This is a genomic window from Sinobaca qinghaiensis (genome assembly GCF_003610495.1).
Lineage (GTDB): Bacteria > Bacillota > Bacilli > Bacillales > Marinococcaceae > Sinobaca > Sinobaca qinghaiensis.
Genome location: NZ_RAPK01000007.1, coordinates 459,535 through 484,344, shown reverse-complemented (window position 1 = coordinate 484,344; position 24,810 = coordinate 459,535). Strand labels below are relative to the sequence as shown.

The window sequence follows — 24,810 nt, the reverse complement described above, 5'->3', positions numbered from 1 at the left end:
ATATGTGGCTTCCATTCTTATCTGGTATTTTCATCCGGATACAGATAGTTTTAATGGATCTCTTGTAAACCGAATAAAAAAGGAACTGATCGAAGCGGGTCATAGTATAGAAATCCGGCGTCCGGAAGAAGACCTGTCCGTTTTTTCTCTATCCAAAAAGGAGTATAAAGCATCGATCGAGGGGAAATACTCTATCGATATTCAAAGAGAACATCAGCACATAAGAAAAGCTGATGGCATTATTACCTTGTTTCCATTATGGTGGGGGAGCTTCCCGGCAGCCGGCAAAGGATTTCTGGACAGGGTTTTGTCCTATAAATTTGCATATGAACTGGAAGGAGAAGAACCTGTCCCGTTAATGAATGAAAAGCCGATTACTTTTATTTATACGACCGGCACACCTGAAGAAGAGTTTCGTCAATCCGGTTTAAAAAAACTAACGGAAGATAACTGGCAGCAGCATATCCTCTCTTTCTGCGGATTCCAGAGTCTTCCTTTTTTTCATCTGGGAAATGTAATTGACTGTTCTGACCAGGATAGAGAAAAGAAACGTAGTTCAGCGTCTGCCCACGCTGTCCAATTTGCAGAAGATATAACGAGGAGGGCAAACTTGTGAAACTGATATCCTATAAAAAAAATGAGTCCCCGGCACTGGGGTTCATTATCGAAGAGCATATAGCCGGCCTGGAAGAGATAATATCACGATCGGCTCTTTCCGGACCGCTTACGATGGAAGAAGCTATAGAATGGCATGAACGCCGCCCGAATGAACTGGAAGAGTTGGAAAAGTGGGCACACGCTAATAAAGCAGCGCTTGATATGATGCCTTTAAAGTTTTCTTCTATCCTTCCGCCTATTTATCCGAAAAGAAATATTATGTGTGTAGGAAAAAATTATGCGGAGCACGCCGTTGAAATGGGAAGTTCAGCGGATATTCCAGAGTATCCGATTATCTTTACAAAGCCGCCCACCTCTATTATTGGGATGAATGAAGCCGTAGAAGCAGATGAAGAAATAACACAGGAACTTGACTATGAAGGAGAAATTGCTGTTATTATCGGAAAAAAGGGAAAAAAGATTTCTGAAAACGAGGCGTTGGGTCACGTTTTTGGCTTCACTCTTTTAAATGACATAACAGCCAGGGATATTCAGGCCAGGCATAAACAATTTTTTTTAGGCAAAAGCATGGATACGTTCTGCCCGCTCGGGCCGTTTGTTCTGCTGAACAAGGACTGGGAAACATTCTCTCCCACTCTTAGAACATACGTAAATGGCGGGCTTCGTCAGGAATCCTCGATGAATAAAATGATTTTTTCTGTTAAAGATTTAATTTCTACGCTTTCAGCCGGAATGACGTTATATCCGGGAGACATCATTGCAACCGGAACACCGTCGGGCGTAGGGAAAGGTTTTAAGCCCCCGAGATTTCTAAAACACGGGGATGAAATTACAGTATCAGCTGATGAGCTCGGGAAACTAACGAATAAAGTTACCATATACTGATAATGGGGTATGAGAATAGATAGAGGCAAAAGACAAAGTGCACATACTTTGTCTTTTTATGTTGAGATTTATAAAAAAGGAGAACATCATGGGAGTTACGATAAAGGATGTAGCGGAAAAAGCAGGCGTTGCGCCTTCTACTGTATCAAGAGTACTATCCAGTCATCCGAGCATTAGTGATAAAACAAAAGCAAAAGTGCGCCGGGCAATGACAGAAATGGGTTACGTACCCAACCTCCACGCGAGACGTCTGGCGGGGAGGAAAACGAATACGATTGGAATTGTCATGCCTAATGATGCGGGCTCCTCTTTTGAAAATTTGTTTTTTCCGGAAATCTTAAAAGCAGTAAGTACATATGCTTCAAAAAAAGGAGAGGGTCTTTATATAACAACCAGCCAGACTGAAGAAGAAAAGCTGGCGGAAATAAAAAAAATGGTGGAAAACCGTATGGTGGATGGAGTTATTATTTTGTATTCGCAGAAAGAAGACAGGCTGCGCAGCTATCTCGAAAAAGTGAAATTTCCCTACACGGTAGTTGGCAGCCCGGCTCCTTTTCCGAAAGCATCTTTTGTAAATAACGATAATGAAAAAGCCGGATATGAAGCTGCATCCTATCTGTGTTCTCTTGGACACCGCCGTATCGCGTTTATAGGCGGCAGAGAAGATTATGAGGTTACGGCTGACCATGAAAAAGGATACAAAGCTGCGCTATATAAAGCCGGTCTCCCTGTAGATCAGGAGCTTGCATTAAAAAATGCAGGCAGGAAAAACGGCGGAAGGACAGCCGTCCAGTCTTTATTGAATATGAAAGAACAGCCTACAGCTGTAATAGCAGCGGACGACATGATGGCGTTGGAAATCATTCATTTCCTTCAGGAGCAGAATGTTGACGTACCGGATCAGATATCTATTATCAGTTTTAATAATGTACTTATTGCCTCTTTAGCGTCTCCTCCGTTAACAACTGTGGATATTGATATTGCGGAATTAGGAAGACAGGCAGTAAGAGCAATTTGTTTTGAAATGGAAAACACCAGCGGCCCTTCTTTCCAAAAAATTGTAGGCCATAAAATAATTACAAGAAAATCCTGTGCGGTTCGTGAAGCAGGCCGGAATTCTGAAAGATTATGATACAATAAAGTAATAAAAATCTTAGAATAGTGGTGGTACAATGCCTAAAGGCAAGTATTTTAATATCGGTTATGGAATTTTGCTTGCATTTTTAATTATTTTTCTGGGAACGTTGATTGATTTTATCTTCGCACCTATTGTTATTTTAGTATCTACATTATTTGCTCCTATATTAATAGCAGGAGTACTGTTTTATATTTTCCGTCCTATTGTTAATTTATTATCAAAAAAACTGCCCCGGGGTCTGTCTATACTTATTTTGTATTTGGTTTTTGCAGGCATTCTTACGGGTCTCGTGTACTTCGTTGGGCCCATCATTCAAAATCAGGTTGCAAGCCTGATTGAAGGAATCCCTACATTTGTAGACGAAGCTCAGCAGCTGCTGAATACTGTCTCGCAGCAGCCGTGGTTTCAAAGTGCCCTTGATCAGGCAGGCTACTCTTCGCTTGATGGACTGCTTTCCGACTTGTCGACTTATCTAACGGACTTTATAAGCGGCATAGGCGGAAATATTATTGGTATTATCACTTCCATTGCAGGCGCTTTAGTAGTTGCTGTCGTTATTCCATTTGTGCTGTATTACATGCTCAAAGAAGGGAAAGGCGCTCCGGCAATGATACTCAAACTTCTGCCGAAAAAACAGGAAGAAGAAGGATTTCGCATTCTGCGTGACATGGACCGGGCCTTAGGCTCATACATCGTAGGGCAGGTGTTGGTAAGTATCTGCGTCGGAATTTTAATTTATATTGGCTACATCATTATCGGTCTCGAATATGCGCTGATTCTCGCTCTTATTGCTATGGTGACAAACGTTATTCCATTTGTCGGACCATGGATCGGTACGTTTCCAGGCTTTATTGTCGGCCTTTTCCAGGATCCTTTAATGGGACTGCTGGTTATAGTAGTAGCCGTTGCTGTGCAGATGGTTGAAAGCAATTTAATATCCCCGCAGATTATGGGGAAAAGGCTGCATATTCACCCCGTCACGATTATTCTGCTTCTGCTTGTTGCCAGCGAGTTTGCCGGCCTGTTAGGATTAATTCTTGCTGTACCGGCGTATGCAGTAGGTAAAGTAATTGTGACGCATACGTTCAGGCTGATCAAACTTCGTAATCGAAAAGCTTCCATGGAAGAATACGAAGCGCAGCAGGGGATAAAAAATTAATAAAGTGGAGGAGATAAAATGAGAGAAGAGATAGAAGGAATTGAACAGATAGATGTTCAGGAATTGAAACAACTATATAAAGACAGTCAGGCTGCCCCAATTCTAATTGATATCAGGGAACCTTCCGAATATATAGAAGGACACATTCCGGGTGTTCCACTTCTGCCAATGCAGCAGATTCCGGAAGCGGCCGAATCAATGAAAAAAGAGGAGTCTTATGTGTTAATCTGCCGAAGCGGCAGCAGAAGTCAGCATGCGGCTCACTATTTAAAGGAAAATGGATTCAACCAGGTGAAAAATTTTGCCGGAGGCATGCTTACGTGGGATGAAGAAGTAAATAAAGGTATGGAAAATCCACTTGAAAATGTTGGGGACCTTTATCAAAAATAAGAAGTACGCAGAGAAGGAAGCGTTTTATCTTTCTTTAATAAGGGAAGGGATTTAAATGAAGCAAAGAACAATGAAGGAGGACGATACGATGTGTAAAAAAAGTTTATTTATTCTAATTATCGCAGGGATTACCGCTGCAGCAACTATTCTGTTAAAGAGTGAATCCGCCCGCAGCCAGGTTAGAGATAATGTGAACCGCGGCATGGCTGCAGCGAAAAATAAAACAAAGCAGGATGAGGATAAGTACCTCAACGAAAAAACCGGATATTCTGATCCACAGGATATTGATGATAACAAAATGGTGTCCGAAGGAGCAGTCAATTCTGTCCAGTATTTTAACAATACGCAGGAATCCGGCGAAGAGCCTGTAAAAAGTACGCACAAAGATTCCAGCAAATAAACCGACAGCAAAACTGCCCTTTTAAAAGGGCAGTTTTGCTGTTTTATATGGAAAAGAACGTTTCAGACAGGTCCTTCTCTTTTAATCCCATGAAGGATAAAGTACAATGATATAGGATTATATAAATAAAAAGGCGGTTATTATGTACATCATAGAGAAAGAAACGATTAACCAGATCCCCATGTTACATATTCATAAACAGTCACTTGCAGGACGGCCGGCTCCTGTTGTTATTTTCTGGCATGGTTTTTCCAGTGCCAAGGAACACAATCTGCCTATTGCCTATCAACTCGCAGAGAAAAATATACGCGTACTGCTGCCGGAAGCTGTTCTGCACGGTGAACGCTCTGAGAACGTATCAGAAAAAGAACAAATGTCAAAATTCTGGAAGATAGTTGTTCAATCTGTAAAAGATACAGAAACCATTTATGAGGAAATTAAAAATAGAAATTGGATACTGGATAATCGTTTATTTGTCGGGGGAACGTCAATGGGGGCGATCTTAACGTTTGGAGCTCTTAAAGTCTATCCCTGGATTAAAGGCGGCATCAGCCTGATGGGAGACCCGGCCTGGGGGAATCTGGCACAGGCTCAGCTGGATGGCCTTAAACGCAACAACCTATGGGAAGAATCCGAAGAAAAGACTCAGGAGATTTTACGGGGACTCCATCCTTTTGATCTTTCGACTATGCCGGAAGCTGTAGCAGACCGGCCTTTATTTTTCTGGCACGGCCAGGAAGACGAAGTGGTGCCTTATCAGTCCGCCTATTCTTTATACAAAACGCTCGAGCAGCAATCAGGCGGTCCGATGGAGTATCATTTAGATCCCAAAGCCGGACATAAAGTTCCAAGACTGGGAATGCTGCAGATGACTTCATGGGTAGCTGAACATATTTAAGCTGCCACTGTAAGGGAGGAATACTATGATAACAACACATACAACGTTATCTCAAGAATTAAAAAAGGTCGGTGTCATTATTATTGGGGCGCTGATCATGGCCGTCGGACTGAACATGTTTTTGATTCCGGCGAATGTTTTTTCAAGCGGTGCTACCGGTATCGCACAGATATTATCGACCCTGCTGCCATTATCAACAGGGATGCTGTTATTTATATTAAATATACCTATCGCAGTTTTGGGGTGGATCCGTGTAGGAAAGCTGTTTACCTTCTACAGCTTCCTTCATGTTGCTCTCACTACTTTTTTTCTGGAAATTATTCCGATCACGGAGTTATCTTCCGATATTTTATTAAACGGGGTATTTGGCGGCGTTATTACAGCTATTGGAGCAGCGATTGCCCTAAAATGGGGAGCTTCTGCCGGAGGACTTGATATTGTAGCGCTTGTTCTGGCCCAGTCGAGTGACCGTCCCGTAGGCACATACTTCTTTATGCTTAACGGCGTTATTGTTATTGCAGCCGGACTGCTGTTTAACTGGGAAAGTGCTCTTTATACGCTTGTTACATTATACGTAGGATCAAGAGTTATTGATGCTATACACACCCGTCACGTAAAGCTGACAGCGTTTATTGTTACGAAAAAGCCGGACCTGCTGCGTGATGCCATTCACCAGAATATCACGAGAGGTATTACGAGGCTGCCTGCCAAGGGTGGGTTTGATGCAAGTGAGAAAGAAGTGCTTATGATTGTTATCACCCGCTATGAACTGTATGCTCTGCAGCAGGTTATTCAAGATGTAGATGAACAGGCCTTTACGAATATCGTAAACACAGCCGGTATTTATGGCATATTCCGGAAAGACAAATAAACTCCGTTCTGTTTGTATGAAATCCAGTCGATTTTACAAAGGGATGTGAATCTATGAGGTGGCTTGCAGCAGGATTCATGGTAATAATGCTTTTTACAGGCTGCGGTGCAGCAGAAGTAGAAGAGGTAGAAAGCGGGGAATCATCTATGCATACAGAGGAGTGGGAGCTCTCCGGAGGATTCGATGAAGAAGAATATACCTGGGAGTTCGACTTTAATAACATTTCCGGAGAACCGCTGGACCTTGCTTTTAACAGCGGCCAGGAAATCAACGTTTCTATTTATAAAGAGGGAGAGTCTGAGCCCGTCTATAATTATGCAGATGAAAAGGTTTTTACCCAATCTCTAAAAGAAATAACAATACGTGATGGCAATACCCGTAAATGGGAAGAAGATGTAGATTTTGATCTAATGGAGCCTGGAAATTATACAATATCCTTTGAACTGCTCGTTTCTGAAATTAACGGAACGACACCGGAGCAGCCGATTGAACTGGAAGATCATTTTTCTATAGAATAAAAAAAGCATCCGCTGAGCTGGCGGATGCTTAAAATATAGGCAAAAGCAGTGAAAGGATAAAAATAGAGCCAAGCACAATAAAAACCATGTTTTCATTTACATAGCTTAAGATAACTGCAGAGGCGGCTCCAACGATCCCAAAAAATAAAGAATCATGCACAAACAGAAGACCGGGGAAGATCAAAGCTCCCAGCGCAGCGAATGGAACATTTCGAAGCGCTCCTTCCACCCAGGAAGGAAGTCTTTTTCCGTTCAAAACAACAAAAGGAAGCATTCGGGGAATATAAGTAACAACTGCCATACCGGCAATAATCCATAATAATGAACTATTCATGTGCTGGCTGCTCCTCTCGGTTACTATTCGGGGCTGCCCATTCTATAAGAATAGAAGCTGCCGCTGCCGCTGTGATGATAGCCCATCCTTCAGGCAGAAAGGGATACAATATGCCATGAAACAGGGCTGCTGTTCCAGCGAGAACCAGCACTTTCCTGCTCTTTTTCAACGGTGGCAGCAGGAGTGCCAGAAACAGGGCATAGATCGCAAAGGAAAGGCTGGTCTGTAGAAAAGCGGGAAGCAGGTCGCCCGCACTATGGCCGGCTGCGGTAAAGGCCACCCAGCTAACGTAAGCGGTTAAAAATACACTATATATGTAGCTGCTGGGAATGGGCCCGTTATTTGTTGAAGTTACAGCAAATACTTCATCCGTAATACCAAAAGCATAACCGGCTTTTATAACAGGGTGGGACGCCTCTGCTTTTTCATTCAAAGAAGCACTCATTAAAAGGTGACGTATATTCAGTACAAATGTTGTAATAATAATCTCGAGTGCGCCTGTGCCTGCACTGATAAGGCCAAGAGCAGTATACTGGGCAGCACCGGCAAACACGAAGGTACTCATCATAACTGCTTCCATGAACGTTAAGCCGGTACTCTGGGCAAGAAAGCCAAATGTAACGGCAGCGGGCATGTAACCAATGGCGATGGCACCGCCATGCTTTAATCCAGTATACTTATCCGGGACCTGGTATAAAGAATGAGTATTCATCACTGCCTCCCGATTGTATTTTATATTAAACTATTTGTATGTTATAATATACCATCGAAAGGAGAAGTGCAATGAAAAAAGATATTAACAGGGAAATCGGCAAAAGACTCCGGGAGATCCGCAGTCAAAAAGGATGGAGCCTGCAGACGCTGGCTGAGCAGACGAATGTCAGCAAGCCGATGCTCGGACAGATTGAAAGAGGAGAATCAAATCCGACGGTGGGGACACTTTGGAAGATAGCGGATGGGCTTGGCGTTGCCTTTACATCATTTATTGAAGAAAACGCAGAGGAAGCCAGTGTAATCAGGGGGGCAGAAGTGCAGGCACTGGAAAGCGGAGACAGCAGATTTAAAGTAAAACCTGTCTTTTGGAAAGAAAAAAAAGCCCCTATAGAGGCTTATCTGGTGGAAATGGACCCCAACTGTGATTATCAGTCAAAAGCGCATCAAAAAGGGGTGGAGGAATATATATTTGTCCAGGCCGGGAGCGTATGCATTGAAGTGCAGGAAGAAGTACATGAACTGCATCCCATGGACTCTATTCGTTTTACCGCAGACCAGCCGCATCGATACTGCAGCTCCGGCGATGGAAAAGCAGTATTTACAATGATAATTTTATACAAATGATAATAAAAGTTCGTTAAAAGCGGAAACCGTAGCGTTTGGATACTACGTCGTAAAAGCCTAAAGAATTGTAAAGCGCTTTGGTCGCCTCATTGTTAATTCCTGTTTCAAGTTCAATTCCTTTTAATTCATTGTTTTCGGCCCAGTAAATGATTTTTAAAAGCATTTTTTTGGCGATTCCTCTGTTCCGGTGATTTTTATCAACAAATAGGTCGTTCAGCCAAATATACTTGCCGCCTTTATCGAGTGAAATAGAAATATTCATAAATGCAGCGCCCAATATTGCGCCATCTACGTCAGCGACAAATAAATGAGCATTGGAGCCTTCTTCCAATGTCAGGTGGATTGAATCAATCAGCAGGTCATACGCGTTATCCAGACCGATGGATTCCATCTGCCCCATAAGAAGATCTGCAACGTCCTTAATCATTTCCTCGGAGGCGTCTTTAGGAACTTCGTATACTTTCATGTGCCGGCTCCTTTCTTAACTGTTTACTTTTTCCTTCATTATTTTACCACAGGAAAATGCTTTTCTCTGCAGAAAATAACAGCCGAGGATCAGCCCTGCCTGTCTGCCTGGGCGGATATACTTGATAGACCGAGCTTTTTGTTCAGGTAAACAGCGATACCGTCCTCTTCGTTACTTAGTGTTACTTCATTGGCGGTATCTTTCAGATCATCGATCGCATTTCCCATTGCCACACCGAAGCCGGCTTCGCTCAGCATTTCTAAATCATTATCTTCGTCCCCGAAGGCTATTACGTTCTCCATTGGAATGTTGTAATGAGAAGTTAGTTTCCTAAGTCCCTCAGCTTTGTTATTTCCGGTATTAATAATTTCGATCATATGATGCGGTGCCCCCCATGAGCGCTGTTCAATGGCCTGGGAATGATTTCCGGACAGAAGCTCTTTTAATTCTGCTGCATGATTTTCTTTAGGGTAAACCAAAAGGGAAGTTGGATCCTTCTGAAGCAGACTGCCCAGATCACCAAACGCTGCAGGCACACCTCCCAATGCAAATAAATCTATGAACTGTTCATCATAATCATCAAGAAATACATCATCGGCAACTTCCGCCATCATATTGTTTACTTTAAAATAACGGCAGGTCTCGATAATTTTTCGTGCTGTTTCAAGCTCAAGCGGCGAATGATGTGTAGCGAATCCACTGTTGCCCGGGTGATGGACATAGGCACCGTTAAAATTAACGATTGGTGATTTTAAACCGAGCTGCTGATAGTACATTTTGCTGGCGCGATAAGGACGCCCTGTAGCAATAGCTACTTCATGTCCTGCCTTTAAGGCTTCTTTAATAGCAAAGTAGGTTTTAGTGGAAATCGTTTTATCATCTTTAAGCATCGTGCCGTCCAAGTCGATTGCAATTAAATATTTTTCACTTGTCATGTTAATCCCATCTTTCTTCTATAAAACTAGTAATTAATTTCCCTGCTTTTCTGTGCTAAAATGTAATGGAAACGTTTTATTGGGTTATAAACTGCATAGAATTTAAACCACTGTTTTCTATTTTACTGCAGGAAGGCCAGAAAGAAAAGAAAGGCGGGATAGAGTTGCAGGATTACTTCTCCATGTTCTCCTTCCGGGCTGTATGGACACCAGAACTGCTTGTCATACTTATTTTATTTATCTTTTTATATTACCGGCTTGTCTATTCCAAAGCCCGGACAGAACACATAGAATCCCCGAAAACAAAAAGACTGGTATATTTCGGAGCTGCCCTGGCGGCTGTGTATTTTGGCTGGGGAGGACCGCTGTACACAGCAGGCCATTCGATTATGACATTTCACATGGCGCAGATGGTGCTCGTTTATTTTATTGCGGTTCCATTGTTTATCCTGTCTATTCCTCCTGAGGTCTGGGAAAAAATTCTTCAGCGTTTTCAAGGCCGGCCGGCCCGGGTAGCGGCTCACGTTTTCCATCCGGTTACAGCGCTGCTTTTGTTTAATGCCTTCTTTTCTATTTATCATCTGCCGGCTGTGTTCGATTACTTAATGCAGGCTCCGCTGTATCATGATTTATATCAGTGGCTGCTTTTTGGCTCTGCTTTTCTAATGTGGTGGTATATGCTGGCTCCTGTACCGACAACGAATCAGCTGTCTGAACTAAAGCGGATCGCTTATATTTTTGGAAATGGTATTCTTATTACGCCGGCCTGTGCATTAATTATTTTTGCGGGGTCCCCAATGTATGAAACGTATACGAACGCCGCAGTATGGTCTAACGTTATGGCTTATTGTCTTCCGGCAGGGAGCGAACTGCCGGCCGGGCTTTCGGGCACAGCCGGTGGAGGGCTCCAATTTATGCAGCCTCATACGGATCAGCAGCTGGCTGGCGTTATGATGAAAGTACTGCAGGAATTTGTTTACGTATCCACCATAGGATTTGTATTTAAGCAGTGGCTCAGCAGAGAAAAACAGCAGGATGGAGAACTGACCATCAGTGATATTCCTGTCCATCCGCAGAAATAAAAGCATAAAAAATACTGGAGTGAAAAGTGTGCGGCGAATGTTAGTAACATGTGTGTATTCAGCAGGGATTTTGTTTATGGGAGGATGCAGTTTCTTATTCTCCGGCCCGGAACCTGAAAATGGAACGGATTTAACCGAAGCAGATATGATGATAGAAGATTTTGCGTACACAAATCAGGATAACGAAACGGTGACAAATGAAGATCTGGAGGGAAGCTACTGGGTAACAAACATGATTTTCACCAGCTGTCCTACAGTGTGCAATTTAATGACTCCCAATATGCTGAGCCTGCAGGGGCAGCTTGAAGAAGCCGATGCCGGCGTTCCGCTCGTGTCTTTTACGGTTGACCCTTCCAATGACGATCCGGAAACATTAAAAGCGTACGGAGAAGAATATGGGGCTGACTTTTCGAGCTGGCATTTTCTGACGGGATACAGTGATGAAGAAATGAAAGCTTTGGCCGGTGATTCTTTTTTAAGCACCGTAGAGAAAGATGAAGAAAATGACGATATTATCCACCCAACAAGCTTTTATCTGGTGAATCCAGACGGTCAGATTATTCGCAGCTATGACGGGCTCGATAATGATACGGACTTAATTGCAGAAGACGTTAAGGCGTTAGTTAATGAATAAAAAGGAGAAACGATCCATGCATAACATAAAAAAGAAATCATTTCTTTATCTTTTGTTTTCTGCTGTCCTGCTGCTGGCAGCGTGCGGAGGAGGCGGGGATATCGTTCTGGAGGATCAATCCGGAGAAGAAGTATCCGTTTTTAGTAGTGAAAGACCGGTAGTATTTTTTCATTTTACAGGCGTTGACTGAGGAACCTGCCAACAGCAGCTCGTGCAGCTGCAATCACATCAGGAAACCCTTCAGGAGCTTGATGCAGACGTTTATGCATTAAGTAACGACTCTCCTGCTGACCACGCTTCTTTCCAATCAGCTGCGGGTCTCTCGTACTCCCTCCTTTCCGATCCGGACATGGAGATAATTGAAAAAGCAGAAATGCAGAATGGTAACACATCTCTTCGGGGCTATTCAGTCTTTGGAGAAGACGGAGAGCTGCTCTATTCTGAAGAAAATGATTTATTCGGCCAGCAGGCCCCGGCTATTAAAGACCAGATAGAAACAGTACTAGCAGAACAATAAAAGGATCCCGACAGGGGGTTCTTTTTTTTATGAATAAGTCAATTCTGTATATTTTAATGCATATATGTATAAGGAAGTTAAGAGAAATAAATGAAAAACACTTGAAAAAACTCTATGAAACCGAGAATTTCAAGAGAAATCAATAAACAAGCTGTTAATATAAAAATACAGTTGCATTAATATATATTCACATCTATAATAAAAGATACAAGAAAATGTATAAAGATAAAATGAGGTGCAAATTTATGAAAACTGCTATTATTGGCGCTACCGGCTATGGCGGTATTGAATTAATCCGCCTGCTTTCCAATCATCCTTCTGTTGAACAAATAGCTGTTTTTTCTTCTTCCCAGCAGGGAGTGAAAATGACAGACAGCTATCCCCATATAAGTGAACGTTTTTTTGAAAGCCTGCAGGACATATCTATAGAGGCGCTTCAGGGATTTGATGTGATCTTTCTATCGACTCCTCCTGGAGTATCAGCCGAATGGAGCAGCAAGTTATCTGCTGCAGCAAAAGTAATTGATCTGTCCGGTGATCTACGTATAAATGATCCCGCTGAATACGAAAAATGGTACGGCCGGGAGACGGCTTCCAAAGAAATACTCAACAAAGCCGTCTACGGTTTAAGTGAGTGGAACCGGGAGCAAATTAAAGAAGCGCAGATTATTGCCAATCCCGGCTGTTATCCAACGGCTGTGCTGCTTGGGATGATCCCGCTGGTCAAGTCGGGAGCCGTTGATGCGGCCACTATTATTATTGACGCCAAGTCCGGTACAACGGGAGCTGGCCGTTCCGCTTCAGCTATGACACACTACAGTGAAATGAATGATAACTTAAAAATATACAAAGTCAATGAGCACAAGCACATCCCGGAGATTGAGCAGGAGCTTGCCGGTTTTTTGAATGATACGGTGACGATTACCCTGAGCACTCATTTAGTACCAATGACAAGAGGCATGATGGCTACAATGTATGCATCCGTACCGGAAGGATTTGACGAACAAAAAATAAAAGAAATACTGGAGTCTTCGTATAAAAACACTCCATTTGTCCGGGTCCGGCCGCATAAACAAATGCCTTCGACAAGAGAAGTGAACGCCAGCAACTTCTGCGACATTGGCTGGGTCTATGATGAAAGAACAAAACGCCTGACTCTCGTATCGGTCATCGATAACTTGGTGAAGGGCGCGTCGGGACAGGCGGTTCAGAATATGAATATTATGTTCGGCCTGGAAGAGACAGCAGGTTTAAATGGCCTGCCGGTCTTTCCGTAAGCAATGAACAGAAAAGGAGAGAACAACATGGATACGGCTTCTTCAACAGAAAAAATCGTAAAAATAGACGAAGGAAGTATCGTCTCACCTAAAGGCTTTAAAGCAGACGGGCTGCACAGCGGTGTTAAGAAGAAGCGTCGGGATCTGGGAGTCATTTACTGCGACGGCCCGGCCTCTAGTGCCGGTGTTTATACGCTGAATAAAATACAGGCAGCCCCTCTTTACGTCACAAAAGAAAGTATCGCTGAAGAAGGCATACTACAGGCCATTATCGTGAATAGTGGAAATGCGAACTCCTGTACAGGAGAAGAAGGTATGCGCGATGCCTATAAAATGAGAGAAGAAGGCGCTTCAGCCCTTAATATTCCAGCAAACCGTGTAGCCGTTACGTCAACAGGAGTTATTGGGGAAAAGCTGAATATGGATAAAATTATTCCCGGTATTCATCAGTTGAAGCCGCAGGGGACGTTTTCCTCCGCAGATGAATTTAATGAAGCCATTATGACAACCGATATTGTTAAAAAACACAGCTGTTATCAAACAGAAATTGATGGAAAGCTTGTTACATTCGGCGGAGTAGCTAAAGGTTCGGGCATGATCAATCCCAATATGGCAACGATGCTTGGCTTTGTAACTACAGATGCCAGCATTGAGCCCCAATACCTCCAGCAGGCGCTTTCAGAAGTGACAGATCGGACCTTTAACCGGATTACGGTAGACGGAGACACCTCTACCAACGACATGGTAGTCGTAATGGCAAGCGGGCAGGCGCAGAATGAGGCGCTGCATCCCGGCCACAGCCAGTGGAACACTTTTATAGAAGCGTTGTGCAGAACAAGCGAAGACCTCTCCAAGAAAATTGCAAGAGACGGAGAGGGTGCCACGAAATTAATTGAAGTAAATGTGCGTGGCGCAAAGAACGAAGAGGAAGCAGGGAAAGCCGCTAAACAAATTGCGGGATCAGATCTGGTGAAAACGGCCGTTTACGGCACAGATGCAAACTGGGGAAGAATTATCGTAGCTTTGGGCTACAGCGAAATCGAATTAAATCCGGACACAATAGATATTTCATTAGGTGCGATCCAAACACTTAAAAATAGTACACCCGTTGTGTTTTCGGAAGAAAATGCCAAGCGTTATCTTGAACAGGATACCGTACAGATATTTGTAGATCTTCATGTAGGTTCTGCTGAAGGGAAAGCCTGGGGATGCGACCTCACTTATGAGTACGTGAGAATTAACGCAGGATACCGAACATAAAGGAGTAAAAACATGAGAGAAGTAGTTATCGTTAAATGTGGAGGGTCGACAGCAGAACAGCTGACACCGGCTTTTTTCGAATCTTTAAAAGCGATGAAAGACAGCGGTCTGTATCCCATTGTTGTACACGGCGGCGGTCCCGCTATTAATACGATGCTGGAAAAGCTGGATATTCAATCGGAATTTGTAGACGGGCTCCGCAGAACTACGAAACCGGTTCTGGATACGGCAGAAATGATATTGTCAGGAAAAATGAATAAATATATAGTCTCGGAAATCCAGAAACAAGGACAGAAGGCTGTAGGTCTCTCAGGAGTAGATGGAGAACTGCTTCAGGCGGAGTGTATAAATGAAGAAAAGCTTGGTCTTGTAGGAGAAATAAACAAAGTGGAAACATCACTTTTAAATGTATTGATGGAGTGGGGTGCTATTCCTGTTATTGCTCCGATTGCCACAGACGAAAGCGGAGGACGTTTGAACGTAAATGCGGACAGTGCCGCTTCCTCCATAGCAACAGCCATGAACGCAACGCGGCTTTTGTTTATCACAGACGTAAATGGTATTTATGCCAACAACGAAATGATCAGCCAAATTAACGAAGAAAAGATAGAAGAATTAATACAGAGCGGCGTTATATACGGAGGAATGGTTCCGAAAGTGAAAGCGGCGCTGGCAGGTTTAAAAGGAAATATAAAAGAAGTAGTTATTGCCGGTGCCCACGGCGAACGCACCACATCTGAAGGATTTATAGACGGCACAACTATTGTAAAAAACAGCTGGATAAATAGCTGAGGAGGCTTATGATGAACTCGCAGCAGATGAAGCATATAAATGAAGACAGCACTCTGTTCCCGACGTACAAAAAATGGGAGCTTACCTTTGAATCAGCAGAAGGATCATATATTACAGCGGCTGACGGGAAGACGTATTTAGACTGTATGGCAGGAATTGGCGTAGTGAATTTAGGCCATAAGCATCCTGCTGTTTTAAAAAGCGTGGAACAGCAGCTGCACAAGGGATGGCACGCTTCCAATTTCTTTCAGTATGACGGCCAGGAAAAAACAGCCCAGCTTCTGACAGAACATTCATCCGGGGATATTGTGTTTTTTGCAAACAGCGGGACAGAAGCCAATGAAGCAGCGATTAAGCTGTCCAGAAAATATACAGGACGTACGAAAATCATCAGCTTTGTCCAGTCTTTTCACGGCCGCACGTTAGGAAGTATGGCAGCTACCGGACAGGAGAGCATTCATCAAGGCTTTGGTCCAATGCTCCAGGGGTTTGAATATCTGCCATTTAACGATGTGAATGAACTGGAGAGTGCCATCGATGAGGATACTGCGGCAGTCATGGTAGAGCCTGTGCAGGGGGAAGGCGGCGTCGTTCCTGCTTCCCCGGAATTTCTGAAAGCTGTAGAGTCGCTTTGTAAAAAGAACGGAGCCTTGTTTGTAGTAGACGAAGTTCAAACAGGAATCGGGAGAACAGGGGCTTTCTTCGCTTACGAACATGCAGAAGTTTCCCCCGATATTATAGTAGCGGCTAAAGGGCTGGGAAATGGTTTTCCGGTAGGAGCAATTATTGGTAAAAAACATTTAGCCTCGGCTTTTGGGCCGGGATCCCACGGTACGACCTTCGGAGGAAATCCGTTAGCGATGGCTGCTGCCCAGGCTACACTTGAAACGGTCATTTCAGAGGACATGGCCGGTCAGGCAGCCGAAAAAGGCGCCTTTCTGATGGAAGAGCTGGAGAAGAAAATCGGCCATTCCAGCAAAGTAAAAGAAATTCGGGGAAAAGGACTGATGATTGGAATTGAACTCCATGAACCAGCCGCCGACTATATTATGAGCATTCAAAAGCAGGGTGTTCTTATGATTGGGGCAGGACCCAACGTCATCAGGCTGCTTCCACCGCTTACGATAACGAAAGAAGAATTACAGCATGCGGTAAATACAATCGCATCCGTATTAAATACTAATTAAAAGAAAAAAGGAGGATGGAGAGCATGCAGGGACATATTACATTGGAAAACGGAGAAATATTTGAAGGTGAGCTGCCGAAAGGCTTCAATGGCAGAACGTATGGAGAAATTGTCTTTTTTACAGGAATGACCGGATATCAGGAGGTGCTGACCGATCCTTCCTTCTATGGGCAGATTGTTGTGTTTACGTATCCGCTGATTGGAAATTACGGCATAAATAAATCAGATAATGAAAGCATCCATCCTCAGCCGGCCGGTATTGTCGTTAGCACAGCTGCCGGAGAAGCAACACATTATGAATCGAAAATGACATTTGCAAAGGCTGCAGAAGAAGCAGGCATTCCTGTTATAAGCGGAGTGGATACGAGGGCGCTTGTGCAGAGTATCCGTGAAAAAGGGGATATGGGTGCCGTACTGGCAGAGAACCCTGTGAAAATCCAGGAAATGACGTATGAACCGCTTGGTGAAAAAATGGTAATGGATGAGGTGTCGGTCAATCATCCGGAGACATTTGGAGAAGGAAATCATCATGTAGTATTAGTTGATTTCGGGTATAAGCGTTCCATGGTTAAGCGTCTAAATGAAAGAGGGTGCCGGGTAACCGTCGTTCCTTTTGATACATCAGCCGAAGACATTAAAAAGCTTGCCCCGGACGGCCTGTTGTTTTCCAACGGTCCCGGGAATCCTAAACAAATGGCAGAATACCTTCCTCACTATAAAGTGCTGGCGGAAACGTACCCGACGCTTGGCATCTGCCTCGGCCACCAGCTGATTGCCCTTGCTTTTGGTGCAGATACGGAAAAGCTCCGCTTTGGACACCGGGGAGCAAATCAGCCTGTGCAGGATATGGACTCAATGAAAGTGTTTATGACCTCACAGAACCACAGCTACGTGGTCAAGGAAGATACGATTGATACGAATGAATTTCTTGTAAAATATAAAAACATTAACGATGGGTCTATTGAAGGGCTGTCCCACAAATCGCAGACAATCATTACCGCACAGTTTCATCCGGAAGCACATCCAGGACCGGCAGACAGTGAAGAGATTTTTGATGAATTTGTGGAAGTTCTTCAGACTAAAGGGAGCGAAAAATCCTATGCCTAAGCAGAAAAACATCAAGAAGGTCGTAGTAATCGGGTCCGGCCCGATTATTATCGGCCAGGCAGCAGAATTTGATTATTCAGGCACACAGGCCTGTCTTGCTTTGAAAGAAGAAGGAATTGAAGTTATTTTAATTAACAACAATCCGGCTACCGTTATGACAGACGATTTCTGCGCGGATAAAGTATATTTTGAACCATTGACCGTGGAATCTGTAGAGAGGATTATCCAGAAGGAAAAGCCTGACGGCTTTCTTGCAACTCTCGGCGGCCAGACGGGGCTCAACCTGGCACTTGCTCTTAACGATCAATCTATTCTGGAAAAATACGATGTAAAAATGCTCGGGACCTCGATTGCTTCAATTAAACAGGGGGAGGACAGAGAGGAATTCCGCTCCCTGATGCATAAACTCAACGAGCCCGTACCTGAGAGCACCATCGTTTCTTCAGTGCAGGAAGCTCTGGACTTTGCTGAAGAGATCGGCTATCCAATTATTGTACGTCCAGCCTATACGCTTGGCGGAGGCGGAGGCGGTATTGCCTCTAATAAAGAAGAGCTTGCTTATATTTCATCCGGCGGCCTGGAAGCAAGCCCCATTCACCAGTGTCTCGTAGAAAAAAGCATTGCCGGTTTTAAAGAAGTCGAATATGAAGTAATGCGTGACGCCAACGATACGTGCATTACGGTATGCAACATGGAAAATATTGACCCGGTCGGAGTTCATACGGGAGACTCTATCGTAGTGGCTCCATCCCAGACGCTGACTGATGTAGAGTACCAAATGCTTAGAGCTTCCTCACTGAAAGTAATACGGGCCCTTGGCATTGTCGGCGGCTGTAATATTCAATTTGCTCTGGATCCGGAAAGCAGACAGTACTATCTGATAGAAGTGAATCCAAGAGTAAGCCGATCGTCGGCGCTGGCCTCCAAGGCAACGGGATATCCAATTGCTAGAATGGCTGCCAAAATCAGTGTAGGCTATCACCTGCATGAATTAATCAATCCAGTTACAGGACATACGTATGCAAGTTTTGAACCGGCTCTGGACTATGTAGTAGTGAAGTTCCCACGCTGGCCGTTTGACAAGTTCTCATATGCCGACCGCAGCCTGGGAACCCAGATGAAAGCCACGGGAGAAGTAATGGCAATTGAACGAAATCTCGAAGCTGCCCTTCAGAAAGCGGTTCGTTCCCTTGAAATTAAACTGGATGGTCTTTCCATGCCGGGTCTGCAGCTGCTAAACACAGAATCCTTATATACAAAACTGGGAGAACAGACAGATGAACGTTTCTTTATTATTATGGAACTGCTCCGTCACGGGGAAACAATAGAGGCAATTCACGACAAGACGAACATCGATCTATTTTTCCTGCGTTCGTTTAAACAGCTGATTGATCTGGAAACAGAGATTAAACAGAGCGCTTGGCAGAAAATCGATAAAAAGCAGCTGTTGTCCTATAAGAAAAAAGGCTTTACTGACAGCTGGATGAGCCGCCAGTGGAACTGTGACCCGCTCGATATTTACGAGCAGCGTAAGGTCTGGGGAGTACTGCCCACCTATCATATGGTAGATACATGTGCTGCAGAGTTTACAGCGGAAACGCCATATTATTACTCCAGCTGGTACACCCGCAGTGACAGGCAGACTGAAAAAAAGGATAATAAAGTGATTATTCTGGGCTCGGGGCCGATTCGTATCGGTCAGGGTATTGAATTCGATTACTGCTCCGTCCACGGGGCAAGAGCTTTAAAAGAAGCCGGCTACGAAGCAGTGATTATTAATAATAATCCTGAAACTGTCAGCACCGATTTCGAAATGGCGGATCATCTTTATTTTGAGCCTATTTCACTGGAAGACGTCCTGCATGTGGCAGCCGAAGAACAGACAGATAAAATTATTGTGCAGCTGGGCGGCCAGACCGGCATCTCATTAACTGAAGAGCTGGAGAAAGCGGGAATGAGTATTCTCGGCACGTCATTTGATACCATTGACAAGCTTGAAGACAGAGGACGCTTTTATGAACTGATGCAGGAGGCAGGGGTCCCCCATATACCCGGGGTAACAGGAGAAAGTAGAAAAGACGTTATAGAAAAAGCAGAGGCTGTCGGCTTTCCGGTTCTTCTGCGCCCATCTTACGTAATTGGCGGGCAGGGTATGACCATTTTGACCAAAGCGGAGGAACTAACCTCCTATTTACACGAAGAAGAACAGACGATTGAGTATCCCATTCTGATTGATTCGTACCTTCCGGGTACCGAGCTTGAAGTAGATGTGCTGACGGATGGAAACGATATATACATTCCGGGAATATTTGAACATGTAGAGGAAGCGGGTATTCATTCCGGGGATTCCATGGCAGTTACGCCACCCTTTACCATTGGGGAAGAAGTAAAAAAATTAGTAGTGGAACATGCCCAGAAAATTGCCCGTTCGATTGATTTTAAAGGGATCTTTAACATTCAATTTGTGTATGATAAAAATACGCTCTATGTAATAGAGATTAATCCGCGTGCTTCAAGAACTGTTCCTGTGTTTTCAAAAGTGACCGGAGTGGAAATGATCGACGGCGCTGTGCACCTGCTGCTTGGCGATACGCTGCAGGAGTGGACAGGTGGAAAAACCGGGCTTGAGCAGGAAACATCCTACTATACAGTGAAGGCTCCTGTGTTTTCGAATGACAAGCTTCCCGGTCTCGATCCTATTTTGGAAGCGGACATGAAGTCTACGGGCGAATTGATCAGCATTGCCCCAACGGTAAAAGAAGCCTGCAACAAAGCGTTTGCGTGGTCGGAAAGCCAGATTCCGCTGTTATTTAAACAAAAAGGCAGCGTCTACTGCTCTATAGAAGACAGCCAGCTGCCAGCCTGCATTGCCTCTCTGGAGAAGCTGAAAGATAAAGGGTACAGTCTGGTTTTTGAGGAAGAAGCATCTTCTTTTTCCAGCTGGGTTCAGCAGGAAGATGCCGTAGCATTTATCAGCCTGCCGAAAACCGGATTTAAAAATGGAAAAGAAAAGCGCCGGGAAGCCATGAAGCAGAGAAAAACAATTATTACGAATGCAAGAACCCTGGAAGTAATGGTAGAAGCAATGGGCCACGCGGCGCAGGAACCATTGTCCATACAGGAGCTCCTGGCAGGAGAAACGAAGCCGATTGGAAAAGGGGTATAATATAATGAACACAGAGGCCGCAGCTTCAATAGCTGCCACATTAAAGAACAAAGACCTTCTGACATTGTTTGACTTCTCGTCAGATGAAATAAAATATCTGCTGGAAAGAGCAGAGACGATGAAAACGGAACAAAAACAGGGTAAGCTGTCTACTGCGCTGGCAGGAAAGTCCCTCGGTATGATATTTGAAAATGCATCTACACGCACGCGGGTATCGTTTGAAGTAGGCATGACCCAGCTGGGCGGCCATGCGTTATTTTTAAGTCCGAGAGACCTGCAGATCGGCCGCGGGGAATCGCTTCGCGATACGGCAAAAGTATTATCGCGTTATGTGGATGCTATTATGATCCGTACTAATTCCCACGAAAAAGTAGAAGAACTTGCAGAATATGCAGACATTCCTATTATTAATGCACTGACAGACTTGTACCATCCATGCCAGGCACTGGCAGATCTGCTGACGGTAAAAGAGCATAAAGGCACGTGGGACGGGCTGAAAGCATGTTTCATTGGGGATGGGAATAACGTAGCCCATTCCTGGATCATTGCCTGCACGAAACTTGGCATGGACGCTTCCCTGGCAGTACCGAAAGGCTATGAGCCGGATGCGGAAGTGTGGCGGAAGATTGAGGAGCTCGCTTTAGAAATGGGCACCAAGGTGACCTGTACAAATGATCCGGCAGAGGCCGCTTTCAAAGCTGATGTCGTATATACGGATGTATGGACCAGCATGGGCAGTGAAGCGGAGCAGGATAAACGCTTAAATGACTTTAAAGGATTTCAGATAAACGAAGAATTAATGAGCCATGCAGCAGATGACTACATTTTTTTACACTGCCTTCCGGCTCATAGAGGAGAAGAAGTATCGGCAGAAGTCATCGACGGATCCCATTCGGTTATCTATGACGAAGCCGAAAATCGACTTCATGCACAGAAGGCCGTTTTGGAAGCAGTTATCAGCTGATGCGTATAAAAAGAGCCCATTTTCAAAATGAGGCTCTTTTTATTTCGTTTTCAAAAAGGAAAGAAAGCCGGTAACTGAAAATGGTGCTTTGCTTTCCGAACGGGATTCGCTAAAATGGAAGAGTACAGGATGAAGAGTCCGATACAGAAGCAGGTGAAACAATGGTTGTACGAAAGGTTATTACAGGAGCTTTCCTTTTCTGCGTTGTTACCTTTGGTGCTTTTATCCTTTTTGACGCAGCATTGGGAATAAATGAAGGGCTTTCCGTTATATTGGCCATTGCCCTGGGTCTTAGTACAGAATTTCTTTACCGAAAATTCACAGCGTAACTACATTAGGAGGAATAGTATGGATCAGGAATTGAATATGCGTTTTATGGAAGTAGCAATGAGGCATGTGCAGGAGGGGCAGTCTTTTTTGAATAACAAAGGGATTGAACTGGATATGCATGATTTGCAGCCGGCTCTTGAAATGCTGATGCAGGTAATGAGTGAAGCATACGAGATGGGCTACGAGGACGCTAAAGAAAATAAATAAGCGTTCCTGCTTTCGAAAAATAGACAGATCTTTAAAAATGAATTAAAATTAGAACCAGGTACTATAATTAAGTATAACCTGCAGGCATTTACTTAGCTGCCTGCCGAGGAGAGATAATACATGAGAAATGCAGGAATATTAGGTATTGGAAGTTTTACGGAAGGCCGGAAAGTGACCAACTTTGACTTCGAAAAAACACTGGATACAAGCGATGAGTGGATTCGAACGAGAACAGGAATAGAGAGTAGAATATTTGCAGAGGATGATGTCGACACGTCTGATATGGCGTATCATTCAGCGAAAGAGGCAATGGACGATGCCGGATTGTCCGGAGAAGATATTGACCTTATTCTTGTAGCCACCGTAACCCCGGACTACCCTTTTCCTTCTGTTTCAGCATTAATTCAAACAAGGCTCGGAGCCGTTAATGCGGCGGCTATGGACATCAGCGCTGCCTGTGCAGGTTTTATTTACGGAATGTCCGTAGCGGAGCAGTATATCAAAACAGAGACTTATAAAAATGTACTTGTAGTCGGAGTGGAAAAACTTACAAAGATTACGGACATGACTGACCGCAACACAGCCGTGCTGTTTGGAGATGGTGCTGGAGCTGTAGTGATGGGACCGGTAGCCGATGATAAAGGTGTTCTTGCTATTGAGCTTGGAGCAGATGGAGCAGGAGCAATGCATATCCGTCAGGACCCACAGATGATTATGAACGGACGGGAAGTGTTTAAATTTGCCGTGCGCCAGATGGGGGAATCCTCCCTGAGCGTTCTGAAAAAAGCCGGTCTCACAAAAGACGATGTCGACTTTTTGGTTCCGCATCAGGCTAACATTCGTATTATGGAAGCAGCCCGTGAACGTCTGGATCTGCCAAAAGAAAAAATGGCAGTAACCGTTAATAAATACGGCAATACCTCCTCTTCCTCTATACCTATTGCGATGGTTGAAGAGTTGAAGAATGGAAAAATTAAAGACGGCGACGTAGTAGTTCTTGTCGGATTTGGATCGGGTCTGGTTTGGGGAGCTGCAGCTATACGCTGGGGAAAATAATAAGCTGATAAAAGTATGAAGGGGAGATGAATATGAGCGGCGAACACCGGGTAGTAGTAACAGGTCTGGGCACGGTTAATCCACTGGGAAACGATGTGGAAACAGCGTGGAACAACGTTGTAAATGGTGTTTCCGGTATTGGAGAACTGACACGTGTAAATAAAGACGAATTTCCAATGAAAACGGCTGCAGAAGTTCAAAATTTTGATATGGATGCTTATGTTGAAAAAAAAGAAAGCCGTAAAATGGACCGATTCACGCAATTTGCAGTAGCTTCTGCAAAAATGGCGCTCGAGGACGCCAACTACGAAATTACGGAAGAAAATGCACCTCGTATTGGTGTATGGATTGGATCAGGCATTGGAGGAATGGAAACGTATGAACAGCAGTTTTTAAACTTCCAGAAAAAAGGCTATAAGCGGGTCAGCCCTTTCTTTGTGCCAATGATGATTCCGGATATGGCAGCCGGGCAGGTTTCCATTTTTACCGGAGCAAAAGGATTGAATTCCTGCACAGTAACAGCATGTGCCTCCGGAACAAACTCCATTGGTGATGCTTTTAAAGTAATTCAGCGCGGAGATGCTGATGCGATGATCACGGGTGGAGCAGAAGCACCGATTACGAATATGGCAGTAGCAGGATTCTGCTCTGCTAAAGCAGTCTCAACGAATGAAGATCCGTCCCGCGCATCACGGCCGTTCGATAAAAACCGTAATGGATTTGTAATGGGAGAAGGTGCCGGCGTTTTAATACTGGAATCCCTGGAGTCGGCTCAAAAACGGAATGCGCCGATTTACGGTGAAATCGTCGGCTATGCAGGTACAGGAGATGCTTATCATCTTACCGCCCCTGCGCCGGAAGGGGAAGGAGCTGTCCGGGCAATGACGCAGGCTATAGCCGATGCCGGTCTCGCGCCGGAGGATATAACCTATGTAAATGCCCACGGTACAAGTACAGCCTATAACGATAAGTTTGAAACACAGGCTCTCAAAACCGTATTTAAAGATCATGCCTATGATCTGCTCGTAAGTTCTACTAAATCAATGACGGGTCATCTGCTTGGAGCTGCCGGAGGAATCGAGGCAATTTTCTCTTTAAAAGCAATGCAGACGAATACAGCACCGCCGACTATTAATTACGAAGAACCTGATCCGGACTGTGATCTTAACTACGTGCCAAATAAAGCACAGGAAAAAGAAATAAAAGCCGTTCTCAGTAACTCTCTTGGTTTTGGCGGCCACAATGCTACCATCGTATTTAAAGAATTTACAGAATAAAAAGA

General features: G+C 44.3%; 28 protein-coding genes and 1 pseudogene. 25 read left to right on the top strand and 4 right to left on the bottom strand.

Going from position 1 to position 24,810, the window contains the following annotated elements; all coding sequences use genetic code 11:
* The first annotated feature begins 4 nt into the window (after window positions 1-4).
* From ATL39_RS06555 to ATL39_RS06515, 9 genes are all read left to right on the top strand, one after another.
* Window positions 5-616 carry an NAD(P)H-dependent oxidoreductase gene (locus tag ATL39_RS06555; RefSeq protein WP_170146857.1) on the top strand — a complete coding sequence of 204 codons (612 nt, stop codon included), beginning with the start codon at window positions 5-7 and terminating at the stop codon, window positions 614-616.
* Window positions 613-1,503 (top strand): fumarylacetoacetate hydrolase family protein, encoded by an 891-nt coding sequence (locus ATL39_RS06550; protein ID WP_120192487.1) that lies wholly within the window; start codon window positions 613-615, stop codon window positions 1,501-1,503. Before ATL39_RS06555 ends, ATL39_RS06550 begins: the two co-directional genes overlap by 4 nt.
* Window positions 1,504-1,591: 88 nt before the next feature.
* Window positions 1,592-2,635 (top strand): LacI family DNA-binding transcriptional regulator, encoded by a 1,044-nt coding sequence (locus ATL39_RS06545; protein WP_170146856.1) that lies wholly within the window; start codon window positions 1,592-1,594, stop codon window positions 2,633-2,635.
* Window positions 2,636-2,675: 40 nt separating this feature from the next.
* Entirely contained in the window at window positions 2,676-3,800 is a 1,125-nt protein-coding gene (locus ATL39_RS06540; protein WP_120192485.1) for an AI-2E family transporter, read from the top strand.
* Between the two features lie 18 nt (window positions 3,801-3,818).
* The gene (locus ATL39_RS06535) at window positions 3,819-4,190 is read left to right on the top strand and encodes a rhodanese-like domain-containing protein (RefSeq protein WP_120192484.1); all 372 of its coding nucleotides are present in this window, start codon (window positions 3,819-3,821) and stop codon (window positions 4,188-4,190) included.
* Window positions 4,191-4,245: 55 nt separating this feature from the next.
* Window positions 4,246-4,590, top strand: a complete 345-nt coding sequence (locus ATL39_RS06530) for a hypothetical protein (protein ID WP_147419338.1) — start codon at window positions 4,246-4,248, stop codon at window positions 4,588-4,590.
* A 142-nt stretch (window positions 4,591-4,732) separates the two neighbouring features.
* Entirely contained in the window at window positions 4,733-5,488 is a 756-nt protein-coding gene (locus ATL39_RS06525; protein WP_120192482.1) for a serine aminopeptidase domain-containing protein, read from the top strand.
* Window positions 5,489-5,513: 25 nt separating this feature from the next.
* A complete protein-coding gene (locus tag ATL39_RS06520; RefSeq protein WP_120192481.1) occupies window positions 5,514-6,359 on the top strand; it encodes a YitT family protein in 846 nt (281 codons plus the stop codon).
* A 53-nt stretch (window positions 6,360-6,412) separates the two neighbouring features.
* The gene (locus ATL39_RS06515) at window positions 6,413-6,877 is read left to right on the top strand and encodes a BsuPI-related putative proteinase inhibitor (protein WP_120192480.1); all 465 of its coding nucleotides are present in this window, start codon (window positions 6,413-6,415) and stop codon (window positions 6,875-6,877) included.
* Window positions 6,878-6,905: 28 nt separating this feature from the next.
* Here ATL39_RS06515 and ATL39_RS06510 read toward each other — a convergent pair whose 3' ends face one another.
* Window positions 6,906-7,211, bottom strand: a complete 306-nt coding sequence (locus ATL39_RS06510; RefSeq protein WP_120192479.1) for an AzlD domain-containing protein — start codon at window positions 7,209-7,211, stop codon at window positions 6,906-6,908.
* Complete coding sequence (locus ATL39_RS06505; protein ID WP_120192478.1) at window positions 7,204-7,923, bottom strand: AzlC family ABC transporter permease; 720 nt, start codon at window positions 7,921-7,923, stop codon at window positions 7,204-7,206. Before ATL39_RS06505 ends, ATL39_RS06510 begins: the two co-directional genes overlap by 8 nt.
* 71 nt (window positions 7,924-7,994) lie before the next feature.
* Here ATL39_RS06505 and ATL39_RS06500 point away from each other — a divergent pair, with 71 nt between their 5' ends.
* Window positions 7,995-8,549, top strand: a complete 555-nt coding sequence (locus ATL39_RS06500) for a helix-turn-helix domain-containing protein (protein ID WP_120192477.1) — start codon at window positions 7,995-7,997, stop codon at window positions 8,547-8,549.
* Between the two features lie 13 nt (window positions 8,550-8,562).
* Here the strand turns inward: ATL39_RS06500 and ATL39_RS06495 are convergent, their stop codons facing one another.
* The gene (locus ATL39_RS06495) at window positions 8,563-9,015 is read right to left on the bottom strand and encodes a GNAT family N-acetyltransferase (protein ID WP_120192476.1); all 453 of its coding nucleotides are present in this window, start codon (window positions 9,013-9,015) and stop codon (window positions 8,563-8,565) included.
* Between the two features lie 89 nt (window positions 9,016-9,104).
* Window positions 9,105-9,950, bottom strand: coding sequence for a Cof-type HAD-IIB family hydrolase (locus ATL39_RS06490; protein WP_120192475.1), 846 nt, complete (start codon window positions 9,948-9,950; stop codon window positions 9,105-9,107).
* A gap of 164 nt (window positions 9,951-10,114) precedes the next feature.
* On the opposite strand from ATL39_RS06490, the gene ctaG reads away from it, so the two are divergent.
* The 15 genes and pseudogenes from ctaG to fabF all read left to right on the top strand — a co-directional run bounded on the left by ctaG (window position 10,115) and on the right by fabF (window position 24,805).
* Window positions 10,115-11,032, top strand: a complete 918-nt coding sequence (gene ctaG / locus ATL39_RS06485) for a cytochrome c oxidase assembly factor CtaG (RefSeq protein WP_120192661.1) — start codon at window positions 10,115-10,117, stop codon at window positions 11,030-11,032.
* 76 nt (window positions 11,033-11,108) lie between these two features.
* Entirely contained in the window at window positions 11,109-11,666 is a 558-nt protein-coding gene (locus ATL39_RS06480; RefSeq protein ID WP_245960932.1) for an SCO family protein, read from the top strand.
* Window positions 11,667-11,682: 16 nt separating this feature from the next.
* Window positions 11,683-11,856, top strand: coding sequence for a hypothetical protein (locus ATL39_RS17400; protein WP_170146855.1), 174 nt, complete (start codon window positions 11,683-11,685; stop codon window positions 11,854-11,856).
* A 12-nt stretch (window positions 11,857-11,868) separates the two neighbouring features.
* Window positions 11,869-12,183: pseudogene (locus ATL39_RS06475) on the top strand (redoxin domain-containing protein); the annotation flags it as partial.
* 245 nt (window positions 12,184-12,428) lie between these two features.
* Complete coding sequence (argC, locus tag ATL39_RS06470) at window positions 12,429-13,460, top strand: N-acetyl-gamma-glutamyl-phosphate reductase (protein ID WP_120192473.1); 1,032 nt, start codon at window positions 12,429-12,431, stop codon at window positions 13,458-13,460.
* A 27-nt stretch (window positions 13,461-13,487) separates the two neighbouring features.
* A complete protein-coding gene (gene argJ / locus ATL39_RS06465; RefSeq protein WP_120192472.1) occupies window positions 13,488-14,720 on the top strand; it encodes a bifunctional ornithine acetyltransferase/N-acetylglutamate synthase in 1,233 nt (410 codons plus the stop codon).
* Window positions 14,721-14,732: 12 nt separating this feature from the next.
* Window positions 14,733-15,512, top strand: a complete 780-nt coding sequence (gene argB, locus ATL39_RS06460) for an acetylglutamate kinase (RefSeq protein ID WP_120192471.1) — start codon at window positions 14,733-14,735, stop codon at window positions 15,510-15,512.
* An 11-nt stretch (window positions 15,513-15,523) separates the two neighbouring features.
* On the top strand, window positions 15,524-16,699 hold the full coding sequence (locus ATL39_RS06455; RefSeq protein ID WP_245960931.1) for an acetylornithine transaminase: 1,176 nt from the start codon (window positions 15,524-15,526) through the stop codon (window positions 16,697-16,699).
* A gap of 23 nt (window positions 16,700-16,722) precedes the next feature.
* Entirely contained in the window at window positions 16,723-17,805 is a 1,083-nt protein-coding gene (locus ATL39_RS06450) for a carbamoyl phosphate synthase small subunit (RefSeq protein WP_120192470.1), read from the top strand.
* A complete protein-coding gene (locus ATL39_RS06445; RefSeq protein WP_120192469.1) occupies window positions 17,798-20,971 on the top strand; it encodes a carbamoyl-phosphate synthase (glutamine-hydrolyzing) large subunit in 3,174 nt (1,057 codons plus the stop codon). Before ATL39_RS06450 ends, ATL39_RS06445 begins: the two co-directional genes overlap by 8 nt.
* A gap of 4 nt (window positions 20,972-20,975) precedes the next feature.
* Entirely contained in the window at window positions 20,976-21,935 is a 960-nt protein-coding gene (argF, locus tag ATL39_RS06440; protein ID WP_120192468.1) for an ornithine carbamoyltransferase, read from the top strand.
* Window positions 21,936-22,096: 161 nt separating this feature from the next.
* Window positions 22,097-22,264, top strand: a complete 168-nt coding sequence (locus ATL39_RS17395; RefSeq protein WP_170146854.1) for a hypothetical protein — start codon at window positions 22,097-22,099, stop codon at window positions 22,262-22,264.
* A gap of 19 nt (window positions 22,265-22,283) precedes the next feature.
* Window positions 22,284-22,472: a ComZ family protein gene (locus ATL39_RS06435; RefSeq protein ID WP_120192467.1), complete on the top strand. Its 189-nt coding sequence runs from the start codon at window positions 22,284-22,286 to the stop codon at window positions 22,470-22,472.
* A gap of 120 nt (window positions 22,473-22,592) precedes the next feature.
* Window positions 22,593-23,528, top strand: coding sequence for a beta-ketoacyl-ACP synthase III (locus ATL39_RS06430; RefSeq protein ID WP_120192466.1), 936 nt, complete (start codon window positions 22,593-22,595; stop codon window positions 23,526-23,528).
* A gap of 32 nt (window positions 23,529-23,560) precedes the next feature.
* Complete coding sequence (gene fabF, locus ATL39_RS06425) at window positions 23,561-24,805, top strand: beta-ketoacyl-ACP synthase II (protein WP_120192465.1); 1,245 nt, start codon at window positions 23,561-23,563, stop codon at window positions 24,803-24,805.
* Window positions 24,806-24,810: the final 5 nt, after the last annotated feature.